A 12,797-nucleotide genomic window follows, 5' to 3' on the forward strand; every position below is an offset into this window, starting at 1 on the left:
TCTGATTATCTATTTTAAAGAGCGTCTGACACTTTGTTAAACTTACTTACCTTAGTAAGTGCAAACTCTTGCATGCGTCGTTGTCCGTGTCAGTGGAGGCGTATAGTACAGTCTTTATTTTTTAGCGCAAGCACTTTTTAAAAATTTTTTGTTATTTTTTAATTGAAAGACTTTTAAAACAAAAAAAGGATGCCGAAGCATCCTTTTCTTATTAACAAATTGTAGATCTACTCAACTACCCACATAACTTAACATAATACCAGCCGCAACAGCTGAGCCGATCACGCCAGCCACATTTGGCCCCATCGCATGCATCAACAAAAAGTTCTGCTTATTTGCTTCTAAGCCTAATTTATTAGCCACTCGAGCCGCCATTGGAACAGCAGAAACACCAGCCGCTCCAATTAATGGGTTTATTGCGTCTTTTGACAATCGATTCATCAACTTCGCCATTAAGACGCCAGAAGCTGTACCGATTGAAAATGCCACTAAACCTAGACTCAAAATCCCTAGCGTTTCTATATTAAGGAATTCTTCGGAGCTCAACTTGGAACCCACACCTAAACCCAACATGATAGTCACGATGTTAATTAAAGCATTTTGAGCGGTCTCACTTAAACGATCAACAACACCACACTCACGCATTAAATTACCGAAACAAAACATCCCTAATAGTGGGGCCGCTGATGGCAAAAACATTGCAACTAATAATATGACAACAACCGGAAACACTATTTTTTCTGTTTTAGATACAGGTCGCAATTGCTCCATTTTGATAGACCGCTCTTCTTTGGTCGTTAGCGCTCGCATTATAGGCGGCTGAATCAATGGCACCAAAGCCATGTAAGAATAAGCCGCAACGGCAATCGCGCCAAGCAAGTCAGGAGCAAGCCGACTAGCAACAAAAATCGCTGTCGGACCATCCGCTCCACCAATAATACCAATAGCCGCAGCATCTGCGAGTGTAAAGTCCATGATACCAAATGCGCCCAGCAATACAGCACCTATCACAGTGGCAAAAATACCAAACTGCGCAGCAGCACCAAGCAATAAAGTTTTAGGATTTGCCAGCATTGGACCAAAGTCTGTCATCGCCCCTACCCCCATGAATATGAGCAAAGGAAACAACCCAGTTTCAATACCAGCATAATAGATATAATACTGCAGCCCACCAGGCGATATCATATGACCTGCCGCATCGTAGACTGGCGCAGACATCATACCTGCACCAGGTATATTCACCAGAATGGCACCGACACCAATGGGTAACAATAAAAGGGGTTCAAACTTTTTCTTAATTGCCAAATAAATTAAAATAAGACCCACACCAATCATAACCAGCTGACCAAGTTCAAGCTGATAAAACCCTGTATCATGATATAAATTGAGAAGCTTGCTTTCCATTATTTAGTATTCCTAGCCTACAGAGTAAAAAGTGACTGGCCAACTTGAACCGAATCACCCTCTTTAATATTAATAGCACCCACAACGCCCGATCTAGGAGCGGATATTTCTGTTTCCATTTTCATGGCTTCTAGAATAATAACTGTCTGACCTTCTTCAACCTGTTGACCAGGAGCAACCAATATTTTAAAAATGTTGCCTGATAGAGGGGCCGGCACACTCTCTCCAGTGGAGGCAGCCGTCTCTTCAGAAGAAGACTGAACGGAAGGCTCTTGGACAGGGGCCGTAACTGGCTGAATATTACTAATATCGCCACCATCGGTTACCTGAACAACGAAACTCCGCCCCGAAACAGAGACAGTGTAAACACCGGACTCTTTAGAATCGACTTTGCTTGTAAACACTTCTTCTTTGGTCTCTTCGGCATCAGACACAAGGGTAGGAGTAGGCTCAAATGCGCTTGCATCACCACGGTTTTGCAAGAATTTAAGTCCAATTTGTGGGAATAAAGCGTAAGTCAGAACGTCATCAATTTGCTCACTGGATAAGGCAATATTTTTTTCTTTAGACAAAGCCAGCAACTCATCTGTTAGCTTATCCATTTCTGGTGACAGCAAATCAGCTGGGCGACAAGTGATTGCTTCAACACCATTAAGAACACGCGCTTGGAGCTCTTTATTAAACTCTGCAGGCGCTGCACCGTATTCACCTTTCAAAATTCCAGCCGTTTCTTTTGAAATGGACTTGTATCGCTCGCCGGTTAACACATTTAACACAGCCTGAGTACCAACAATTTGCGACGTCGGCGTCACCAAAGGAATCAAACCTAGATCCTCGCGAACTTTTGGAATCTCTTTTAACACTTCGTCAAATTTGTCCGCCGCACCTTGCTCCCTTAACTGGCTTTCCATATTCGTCAACATACCGCCTGGCACTTGAGCAATAAGAATCCGCGAATCCGTACCACGTAGCGAACCTTCAAACTTAGCGTATTTCTTTCTTACCTCTCTGAAGTAAGACGCTATCTCTTCTAGTTTTTCTAGATCCAATCCTGTGTCGCGATCTGTTCCTTGAAGAGCAGCCACCACAGACTCAGTAGCACTATGACCATAAGTCATAGACATAGAAGAGATTGCCGTATCAACACGATCCACTCCCGCTTCGACGGCCTTTAAAATCGTCATGTCAGACAAACCTGAGGTCGCGTGGGCATGAAGCTGCACTTCTAACTGAGTCTGGGCCTTTAGTAAACTCACCAATTCAAATGCATCGTAAGGCGTCAAAATGCCAGACATGTCCTTGATGGCGATAGAATCCGCCCCCATATCCTCAAGCGTTTTAGCATAATCCACCCAGTTTTGGGTCGTATGAACACGGCTTTTAGTATACGAGATAGTACCCTGCGCGTGCTTACCTTGTTTTTTAACCGATTTAATGGCTGTTTCTAAGTTTCGTGGGTCATTCATTGCATCAAAAATTCGGAAAACGTCTACGCCATTAACGGCTGCACGTTCCACAAATCTCCCCACAACATCATCTGCATAATGTCGGTAACCTAAGAGATTCTGACCACGTAACAACATTTGCTGTGGTGTTTTTGGCATGGCTTTTTTGAGTTCTCGAATGCGATCCCAAGGATCTTCACCAATGTATCGAATACAAGCATCAAATGTCGCGCCCCCCCAAGATTCAAGTGACCAAAAACCGATCTGATCAAGCTTTTCAGCAATAGGAAGCATGTCATCAATACGCATGCGAGTAGCAAACAAAGATTGGTGTGCATCACGCAAAACGACATCAGTAATGCCAAGAGGTTGCTTCGTAGTAGTCATATTTCAGCCTCAAAGAAATTCGAAAATTAAGTAATTTAATTAGAGTTTTTATTGTTTCTGTGTTGATGAATTGCCGCTGTAATAACCGCTACCATTTTTGCATCAACACCAACTTTACTCGACGCCTGAGCAACCGAGCGATTATTCGCAACAGGAAGAACAGCGGGCGTATCTGGAAATAAGTGATTAATCAATCTTGACATAATGGTTGTCGCAAAAATCAACACCACCAAAAATAGGAACACGGCCCCCATTCCTAACGCCATTAAACCCAAACCTTCGTCTAGCAACCCATCCATAATATCATTACCTGTATTATCATCTTGTTTGTACCAAGCCAATGTGGTCAGATGCACGCCCAAGATCGCTGTTTAATTTTTGATAACCTATTTTTTACCACAAACCAGAACAGTTTCATATTTTTTTTGCATAACAGTTAGACTTAATTCGTGAACATTTGCTCAAAACAACACTTAACAAAGACACTCAATCAAAAAACAATCGTATTAGCCGTTGCCCCCATGGAAGGGGTAATGGATCACACCATGAGAGCGCTTTTATCAAAAATCGGCGGTATGGATTATTTTGTTTCTGAATTTGTTCGTGTTACTCAACAACCTATCCCAACCAGCAGCTTTATCCGACTCGTTCCTGAACACCAAAATCAAGGCCGAACAGAGCACAAACACCCTGTCCACACCCAGCTTTTAGGCAGTAACGCCGAGCTCATGGCCGAAAGTGCTCTGCACGCTGTGCTTGCCGGCGCAACACACATTGATGTGAACTTTGGTTGCCCAGCCAAACGCGTAAACGGCCATGGTGGAGGATCGGTCTTACTCGAAACACCCCAAACATTGCATGACATCATGAGTGGCATACGCAAAAAGCTGCCAGCACATATCCCAGTGTCAGCCAAAATCCGCCTTGGCTTTAATGATGAGGCTTTACTTTTTGATAATGTGGCCGCCATTGAAGCTGCAGGAACGAACACCTTAACCGTTCATGGACGCACAAAAAAAGACGGCTACAAGCCGCCAGCTCGATGGGAAAAAATCGGAAGCATTCAAGATAAAACGGGAATGACAGTAGTTGCAAACGGAGACATTATCGATGCAAACACCTTGCTGCGCTGCCAATCTATTACAGGATGTCGACACTTCATGATAGGACGAGGCGCACTGAACAACCCATTCGCCTTTCATCAAATAAGAAAGCAACTCAATGGTGAAGTTAGTACATCCGATGCAACAGATTTTGCGGAACTGTTCGCACACTACGCATTAGCACTGCAAAATAACTACGATGACATATCAGCACTGGGGAGATTAAAGCAATGGTGCGGGCATTTGAAATTCGAATTTAACCCAGTAAATCACCACCTTTATGACTTACGACGCAGTCAAACGGTCACAGAGTTGGTTAATAAGTTCAGAGAAATAATGACAGAAAAGCCACTCTAAATAACGATATTAATTTTTAATAACACAAAATACACGTAAAGGCGCCTGTAATAACAGAATTTAAAAACGAGATAAGATTATATGGGAGGATCTAGAGACATGGTGCACCAGAGAGGATTCGAACCTCTGACCGCTCGGTTCGTAGCCGAGTACTCTATCCAGCTGAGCTACTGGTGCATAGAGATTTTTAAATTGAAATTTAATCATTTAAGAGATATTAGATTGGTGCACCAGAGAGGATTCGAACCTCTGACCGCTCGGTTCGTAGCCGAGTACTCTATCCAGCTGAGCTACTGGTGCAAATCAATACTAAACACGACACTTTTCAAGAATAAACTTTTTAAGTGTTTTTGGAAATGGTGCACCAGAGAGGATTCGAACCTCTGACCGCTCGGTTCGTAGCCGAGTACTCTATCCAGCTGAGCTACTGGTGCACTAAAAAACCCAATCTTTCTAAAGCGAAATACACTAAACAAAGACACTTGAAATGGCGGAGAGTGAGGGATTCGAACCCTCGATGAGTTTCACCCCATACTCCCTTAGCAGGGGAGCGCCTTCGGCCACTCGGCCAACTCTCCGTAACAAGTGGGCCGCATTATATACGACACATTTATCTTGTAAAGACTTTTTTAGAAATTAATTTTCAGAAACTTGATCATCTTGCTCTTTTTGAATGCGAAGATAGATCTCCTCACGGTGAACAGAGACATCTTTAGGTGCATTAATACCAATACGAACTTGATTGCCCTTAACACCTAATACAGTCACAGAAACTTCATCACCAACCATCAAAGTTTCACCAACACGACGAGTAAGAATAAGCATAATAAAATTTCCCTTTAGTTGTGTTTAAATTTTCAAAGCGGGGATTTGCCTTACAAGTCTTGTAGGGCAAATCCTACAAAATAATTGTAGCCCCTTAATAAAAAATAAACCATCCATTACGCAAAATTTTCTTTATTCTTTTGTTAAGACTCGGTCACTTCAGAAACCGCCTCACCCAACTTAAACGCTGAATGCAATGCCCTTACCGCCAACTCCATGTATTTCTCGTCGATAATCACCGACACTTTTATCTCAGAAGTTGAGATTAACTGAATATTAATCGATTCCGCAGCAAGGGCTTTAAACATAGTGCTGGCAACGCCAGCATGAGAGCGCATGCCGACACCAACAATGGACACTTTAGCAATCTTAGCATCAGAGAGCACAGCGTCAGCACCAAGCTCTTTTGCAATCATGTTCAAAGTAGACAACGCAAGATCGTATTCATTGCGATGCACTGTGAACGTAAAATCTGTCGTCCCATCTACAGATACGTTTTGAACAATCATATCCACTTCAATGTTGGCATCACTGATAGGGCCAAGAATACGCGAAGCAATACCTGGAATATCAGGAACTCTCTTCAACGTTAACTTTGCTTCATCTCTTGTAAACGCAATTCCAGAAACGGCTGGCTGCTCCATACCTTTACTCCCCTCAGTTGTTATCAACGTACCATTACCTTCAACAAAACTAGACAGCACCCTTAGCGGCACTTGATATTTACCAGCAAACTCGACAGAACGAATTTGCAACACTTTGGAGCCAAGACTCGCCATTTCAAGCATTTCTTCAAACGTAATTCTGTCAAGGCGACGAGCACTGTCCACCACACGAGGATCGGTCGTGTAAACGCCATCTACATCAGTATAGATCTGACATTCATCCGCCTTCAACGCGGCGGCAAGTGCAACACCTGTTGTGTCAGAGCCGCCTCGACCTAATGTGGTGATGTTGCCAAACTCATCCGCACCCTGAAAACCGGCCGCAACAATCACACGACCCGCATCTAAATCCGCTCTCATTGCTTCAGTATCGATTTTTTGAATTCGAGCCTTGCCATGAGCGCTGTCAGTGGTAATACGGATCTGTGAACCAGTATAAGAACGAGCGTCAAGGCCACGTTTCATAAGAGCGATCGACAATAAAGCAATGGTCACCTGCTCTCCCGTGGATAACAACACGTCCATTTCTCGAGCGCTCGGTGATGCATCAACCTGCTTTGCAAGCTCGATCAGTCTATTGGTTTCACCACTCATAGCGGAAACAACTACAACGATGTCATCCCCTTGCTGCTTATGCTTCAACACTCGGTCCGCAACGGCCTCAATACGTTCTATTGTACCAACCGAAGTGCCACCGTATTTTTGAACTAACAACGCCATATTCTTCACTACCCAAATCAAAGCTCAAACAGAGCGAATCAAGTTATACTCTTTCAGCAACCCAATCAGGCACCAATGCCAGCGCCGCAGATAAGCCATCAGGATTATTACCACCCGCTTGAGCCATATCAGGACGACCGCCACCCTTACCATCCACTAAAGGCGCAATCATCTTAATCAAATCGCCCGCTTTCACGTTTTTAGTCAATTCTTTCGTCACGCCAGCAATCAAGCTCACTTTGCCATCGTTTACCGCGGCCAATAAAATAACAGCGGATTCAAGCTTACTTTTCAGTTCATCTAGCAAGTCACGCAACGCTTTCGGATCTTCCACCTCAACCTGAGCGACCAACAACTTACCGCCATTAATGTCCACCGCTTGAGAAGCCAAGTCAGCACCAGCCAAAGCCGCCATTTTGCCTTTCAGAACATCCAATTCTTTTTGCAAACTGCGCGCGTGATCGTTCAAAGCAACCACTTTGTCTAAGACACTGTCTTTGTTGCCTTTAACAAGACTGGCGACACCGTCAAGAACCGCTTCTGTTTGGCGAGTCGTGTCAATAGCCACTTTACCCGTTACCGCTTCAATACGACGAACCCCCGCCGCAATACCGCTCTCTGTGATAATTTTAAAGAAACCGATATCGCCTGTACGACTTACGTGAGTACCACCACACAACTCGATTGAGTAATCAGACCCCATGGTCAATACACGCACTTCGCTGTCATATTTCTCGCCAAACAAGGCCATAGCGCCTTTCGCTTTTGCAGACTCAACATCCATGATGTCGGTTTCTACTGGACGATTTAAGCGAATTTGCTCGTTTACCATGTCTTCAATTTGTTCGATTTCCGTCGCACTCACCCCTTCAAAATGTGAGAAGTCAAAACGCAAACGCTCAGGATTCACCAAAGAACCTTTTTGCGAAACATGATCTCCCAAAATACGACGTAAAGCTTCGTGCATTAAGTGAGTCGCGGAGTGATTCAATGTCGTCGCCATACGCAAAGTACGATCGACTTCACCTGTTACCTGATCACCCACCGCCAAACAACCTTCTTTTAGCTCACCATAATGCAAATGTGCTTTAGCTTGTTTGGTCGTGTTAGACACTTTAAACGCGCCCGTACCACGCAACCAACCTTGATCACCAACCTGACCACCGGATTCCGCATAAAAAGGCGTCGATTTCAAAATCACAGCGGCAGACTGACCTGCTTCAATCGCTTCAACAGGAGCACCATCAACCAGAATCATTTCCACGACACACGCACCGTCTAGGTTTTCGTACCCGGTAAACTCAGTCACAGAGTCCAGCTTGACGCCGCTTGACATGTCCATAGAAAAGTTACTGGCCGAACGAGCACGCGCACGCTGTGCGTCCATTGCCACTTCAAATCCAGCCTCGTCTATTTCTAAATCATTTTCACGCGCCACATCGTTGGTCAAGTCTGCTGGGAAACCGTAAGTGTCGTAAAGTTTAAACACCGTCTCACCCGGAATAATCTTCTGATCGCCTAACTCAGAAATCGCCTCTTCAAGAATCTTCATCCCTTGATCAAGGGTTTTGGCAAACTGCTCCTCTTCTTTTAAAAGAATAGAAGACACTCGCTCTTTTAGTTTCGTTAACTCTGGGTAAGCCTCACCCATTTCACTATCAAGCGCGTCGACCAGCTTGTGGAAGAACACGCCTTTTTGGCCTAGTTTATTGCCGTGACGAATGGCGCGACGAATAATACGACGCAACACATAACCACGACCTTCATTGGATGGAATAACACCGTCAACAATCATGAAGGAACAAGAACGAATATGGTCAGCGATGACGCGTAGAGACTGCGCGCTCAGGTCTTGAGTGCCAACCACTTGCGCCGCGGCTTTAATCAGATTTTGAAACAAATCGATTTCGTAGTTACTGTGAACGCCTTGCAAAATGGCAGCAATACGTTCCAAGCCCATCCCAGTATCGACAGAAGGTTTTGGCAAAGGCGCCATAGCACCATCGGCAGAACGGTTAAATTGCATGAAAACCACGTTCCAGATTTCGATGAAACGGTCACCGTCTTCTTCAGGAGAACCTGGAGGCCCACCCCAAATATGCTCGCCGTGATCATAAAATACTTCAGAACAAGGACCACAAGGGCCGGTATCGCCCATTGCCCAGAAATTATCAGACTGGTAACGACCACCTTTGTTGTCACCAATACGTATGATTTTTTCTGCGGGAAGACCGATGTCTTTATTCCAAATATCGAAAGCTTCGTCGTCTTCTGCATAAACCGTTACCAACAGCTTTTCTGTTGGTAACTTTAAAACGACGGTTAAAAACTCCCAAGCGTAATGAATCGCATCTTTCTTGAAATAATCGCCAAAGCTGAAGTTACCCAACATTTCAAAAAAGGTATGATGACGTGCGGTATAACCGACGTTTTCCAAGTCATTGTGTTTACCACCAGCACGAACACACCGTTGAGAGGTTGTCGCACGAGCGTATGGACGTAGGTCATCCCCTAAAAAAACATCTTTGAATTGAACCATGCCCGCATTAGTAAACAATAACGTTGGGTCATTAGCTGGAATGAGCGAACTAGAATCAACAATTTGATGCTGCTTACTTTCAAAATACGATAAAAATGATTGGCGTAACTCAGAACTCTTCATAATTAGGTGAGTCTCTTTCTCTATATTCGGGACGAATTGGATTGCGTGAATAGCAGATAATGACGTACTAATTCGATGCAACAAAAGGCACAAAATAGTACACGTAAAGGATAGGTGTTTTCAAAAGAAACCGTCGCAATTTGACGCTTATTTTGTGTAATTCTTAAACGAAAGCCTCTTTTGGTGACCAAAAGAGGCTTGAGGGGAATGGCTATTTTATTTCACTGTCTACTAGATAACAATAACGAGGACGAGAGGTCATACGAGTAACCAGTTCATAACCGATAGTACCCGCGGCATCCGCCACTGTTTCCACCGGAACATTCTCTCCCCACAAGACAACAGTCTGCCCCATTTCAAGGAAATTAGACGTGTCTTTGAACTTGGCTGTAATCATGTCCATGGACACTCGACCAGCCAATTCGGCCGCCATGCCATTGATTTGCAGTGGCGCACCATTACAGGTGTGACGAGCATAACCATCACCATAACCAACAGCGATGGTCGCTAACTGATGCCTTTCCGGTGCTTCGTATGATAAGCCGTAACCTACTCTCTCGCCTTGCTCAAGCGTTCTCACGGAAATAACTTTAGAGGTTAATGTCATTGCCGGTTTCAAGCCCAAGTCTCTGCCCGTCAGCCCAACAAAGGGCGAAATGCCGTATAGCATGATGCCGGGACGAATCCACCCGCCTTCTGGTACTGCCCATTTCATGATCGCGGCTGAGTTGGCAACGCTCGCTTGTATCTCACCGATTTCACGGCGTGTTTCCTCAAAAACCGACAATTGTGTCATTGTCATACTGTCAGACACATCGTCAGCGCAAGCAAAATGCGTCATTAGTAACACTTCACCTACTCGTCCGCTCTCTCTTAGCTTGCTCACCAATTCACACGCCAGCGTTTTATCGGCTCCGAGGCGACGCATTCCAGAATCCAACTTCACAAAGATTTTTTCTATTTTTACGCCACTGTTAATGAAGCTTTCCAGTTGCTGAGCGTTCTCCATGGCAACCCAAAAACCGTTTTGCTCACAGACTGACCATTCATCCCCTTCGAAAACCCCTTCTAATAAAAGGATCGGCGACACCACATTGGCATCACGCAGGGCAATGGCTTCCTCTATGGCTGCAACAGCAAAGGCATCCGCCTCTTTATCAAGATACTGCGCCACTTTAACCGCACCATGGCCGTAAGCGTTACTCTTCACCACAGCAAAAGCTTTGCAGGTTGGATGAAGTTTTTTTGCATATTTGTAATTATGCAAAATGGCATTTAAATCTATTGTTGCCTTGAGTGGTCTTGCCATTAGATAACCTTACTTTTTATAGCGTTCAAAAGATAAATCATTCGCGTTAATTTGCGCCTTATCGCCTGCCATAATATCGGCAATCACGGCGGCTGAACCACAACTCATTGTCCAACCCAAAGTTCCATGCCCCGTATTTAAGTACAGACCATTCACACCACTTGCTCCCACTACTGGCGTGCCATCTGGTGTCATTGGACGCAACCCTGTCCAATATTCCGCTTCAGACAAATGACAACCCGCACCAAATAAATCGCTAACAACATGAGTAATGGTCTCTGTTCTTGATTTAGGCAGGTCAAGGTTATAACCCGTTAGCTCAGCCGTACCCGCCGCTCGAATCCGCCCCCCCAGTCGAGTAACCGCCACTTTGTAGGTCTCATCCATCACGGTAGAGATAGGAGCAAAATTCGCATCAGAAATAGGAACAGTAAGCGAGTAGCCTTTTACTGGGTAAACAGGGATATCAATATCACAGGCTTTTAACAATTCTTTTGAATAACTGCCCAAACACACTAAAATGGTATCAAACGCCTGCAAACCAAGCTCTGTCACCACGCCGTTAATTTTCTGGCCCTGAACGCTCAAGGACTGAATACTCGAGTTAAACTGAAACTCAACGCCTAATGACTCACACGTTTCTTTCAAAGAAAGACAAAATAGATAGCAATCGCCCGTCTCGTCACCCGTTAAACGCAGACCTCCTTTGAACTTGTCAATTACTGGTGCTAACCCAGGCTCAACCTCTAAAATCTGTGCAGGCGTGAGCACTTGATGGGGAACATTAAGCGCTTTCAGTACTTTAATGTCTTTTTCAGACGCTTCAACCTGCTCGTCTTTGCGGAATAATTGCGTCAAGCCACCTTGGCCATCATCATATTTAATGCCGATATCTTTGCGTAGCTGAATAAATTGATCTCGACTGTATTCTGCCAATGCCACCATACGCGACTTATTTACGTCGTAAGCCTTCTCTGTGCAATTGGCAAGCATTTTACTCATCCATGCTAACTTTTTGATTTCAGGCTCAGCGCTGATTTTCAATGGGGCGTGTTTCTGCATGAGCCATTTGATCGCTTTAAATGGTACACCAGGGGCAGCCCATGGTGCAGAGTAGCCAGGAGAAATCTGTCCCGCATTAGCAAAACTGGTCTCTAACCCTACTCCCGGTTGACGGTCAATCACCGTTACTTGAAAGCCTTTTTTAGCCAAGTAATACGCTGACGTAAGTCCAACAACACCCGCTCCAAGTACACAAACACGCATAAAGAACACCCCAAATCAGTAAAAGTCATTTTGACTATATTTACACAAGATATTCAGTTTTATCCTCTTATTTTATAATAATTTATAAAATATTTATCTATTAAAATGAAATAAAAAAGTTTAATACATCAAAAATGTCAAAAACATTTCTTACTGCTAAAATACTCCTCAGAAAAATGACTTTTAAGGAATCACAATGGCACACCCAACCCTGTCCACTTTTGATCAAGCCATGTCCCTTTTAAGCTACAGGGAACACGCTAGCAAAGAGCTCTTTACTAAGTTAAAAACCAAAGGACATGCTGAAGAAGACATTAGAGATGTGATTGAGCGGCTAACAGAAATGAACTATTTAAACGACGAACGGTTCGCTGAAGTTTTTGTAAGAAGCAAGATAAGCAGATCCCTAGGCGCCTATCGAATTTTGCAAGAGCTGTCACAAAAAGGCATCACTTCGGAGATCGCCAAACAAGCCATTTCCAACGCGGATATTGACTGGTTCGAACTGGCTAAACAAACAAGGGAACGAAAATTCGGAGAAGACGCGAGCAAAGACCAAAAAGAGAAAGCCAAGCAATCACGCTACCTTCAATATAAGGGGTTTAATTTCGAGCAGATAAAATACGCAATGAAGTCATCGCAATAAGCCTGACC

At 44.2% G+C, this 12,797-nt stretch carries 10 protein-coding genes and 4 tRNA genes; 2 read left to right on the top strand and 12 right to left on the bottom strand.

The window, feature by feature from the left end:
• Positions 1–231: 231 nt before the first annotated feature.
• From EBI00_RS09380 to EBI00_RS09390, 3 genes are read right to left on the bottom strand one after another with little or no spacing between them, the layout of a single operon-like run.
• Positions 232–1,404: a sodium ion-translocating decarboxylase subunit beta gene (locus tag EBI00_RS09380; RefSeq protein ID WP_123095686.1), complete on the bottom strand. Its 1,173-nt coding sequence runs from the start codon at positions 1,402–1,404 to the stop codon at positions 232–234.
• 17 nt (positions 1,405–1,421) lie between these two features.
• Positions 1,422–3,236, bottom strand: a complete 1,815-nt coding sequence (gene oadA / locus EBI00_RS09385; protein WP_123095687.1) for a sodium-extruding oxaloacetate decarboxylase subunit alpha — start codon at positions 3,234–3,236, stop codon at positions 1,422–1,424.
• A gap of 35 nt (positions 3,237–3,271) precedes the next feature.
• The gene (locus tag EBI00_RS09390; protein ID WP_241557002.1) at positions 3,272–3,592 is read right to left on the bottom strand and encodes an OadG family protein; all 321 of its coding nucleotides are present in this window, start codon (positions 3,590–3,592) and stop codon (positions 3,272–3,274) included.
• A 177-nt stretch (positions 3,593–3,769) separates the two neighbouring features.
• On the opposite strand from EBI00_RS09390, the gene EBI00_RS09395 reads away from it, so the two are divergent.
• The gene (locus EBI00_RS09395; RefSeq protein WP_241557003.1) at positions 3,770–4,696 is read left to right on the top strand and encodes a tRNA dihydrouridine synthase; all 927 of its coding nucleotides are present in this window, start codon (positions 3,770–3,772) and stop codon (positions 4,694–4,696) included.
• A gap of 100 nt (positions 4,697–4,796) precedes the next feature.
• Here the strand turns inward: EBI00_RS09395 and EBI00_RS09400 are convergent.
• The 9 genes from EBI00_RS09400 to EBI00_RS09440 all read right to left on the bottom strand — a co-directional run bounded on the left by EBI00_RS09400 (position 4,797) and on the right by EBI00_RS09440 (position 12,143).
• A tRNA-Arg gene (locus tag EBI00_RS09400) sits at positions 4,797–4,873 on the bottom strand.
• A gap of 46 nt (positions 4,874–4,919) precedes the next feature.
• Positions 4,920–4,996, bottom strand: a tRNA-Arg gene (locus EBI00_RS09405).
• A gap of 57 nt (positions 4,997–5,053) precedes the next feature.
• Positions 5,054–5,130 (bottom strand) — tRNA-Arg (locus tag EBI00_RS09410).
• Between the two features lie 54 nt (positions 5,131–5,184).
• A tRNA-Ser gene (locus tag EBI00_RS09415) sits at positions 5,185–5,274 on the bottom strand.
• 58 nt (positions 5,275–5,332) lie between these two features.
• The gene (gene csrA, locus EBI00_RS09420) at positions 5,333–5,521 is read right to left on the bottom strand and encodes a carbon storage regulator CsrA (RefSeq protein ID WP_123095688.1); all 189 of its coding nucleotides are present in this window, start codon (positions 5,519–5,521) and stop codon (positions 5,333–5,335) included.
• Positions 5,522–5,664: 143 nt separating this feature from the next.
• Entirely contained in the window at positions 5,665–6,906 is a 1,242-nt protein-coding gene (locus EBI00_RS09425) for an aspartate kinase (protein WP_123095689.1), read from the bottom strand.
• A 43-nt stretch (positions 6,907–6,949) separates the two neighbouring features.
• Positions 6,950–9,568: an alanine--tRNA ligase gene (gene alaS, locus EBI00_RS09430; RefSeq protein ID WP_123095690.1), complete on the bottom strand. Its 2,619-nt coding sequence runs from the start codon at positions 9,566–9,568 to the stop codon at positions 6,950–6,952.
• Between the two features lie 211 nt (positions 9,569–9,779).
• Positions 9,780–10,877, bottom strand: a complete 1,098-nt coding sequence (alr, locus tag EBI00_RS09435) for an alanine racemase (RefSeq protein ID WP_123095691.1) — start codon at positions 10,875–10,877, stop codon at positions 9,780–9,782.
• Between the two features lie 9 nt (positions 10,878–10,886).
• Positions 10,887–12,143: a D-amino acid dehydrogenase gene (locus EBI00_RS09440; protein ID WP_123095692.1), complete on the bottom strand. Its 1,257-nt coding sequence runs from the start codon at positions 12,141–12,143 to the stop codon at positions 10,887–10,889.
• Between the two features lie 196 nt (positions 12,144–12,339).
• On the opposite strand from EBI00_RS09440, the gene recX reads away from it, so the two are divergent.
• Positions 12,340–12,789 carry a recombination regulator RecX gene (gene recX, locus EBI00_RS09445; protein WP_123095693.1) on the top strand — a complete coding sequence of 150 codons (450 nt, stop codon included), beginning with the start codon at positions 12,340–12,342 and terminating at the stop codon, positions 12,787–12,789.
• Positions 12,790–12,797 lie beyond the last annotated feature (8 nt).

This window comes from Marinomonas hwangdonensis (assembly GCF_003721245.1).
In the GTDB taxonomy this organism is placed as follows: domain Bacteria; phylum Pseudomonadota; class Gammaproteobacteria; order Pseudomonadales; family Marinomonadaceae; genus Marinomonas; species Marinomonas hwangdonensis.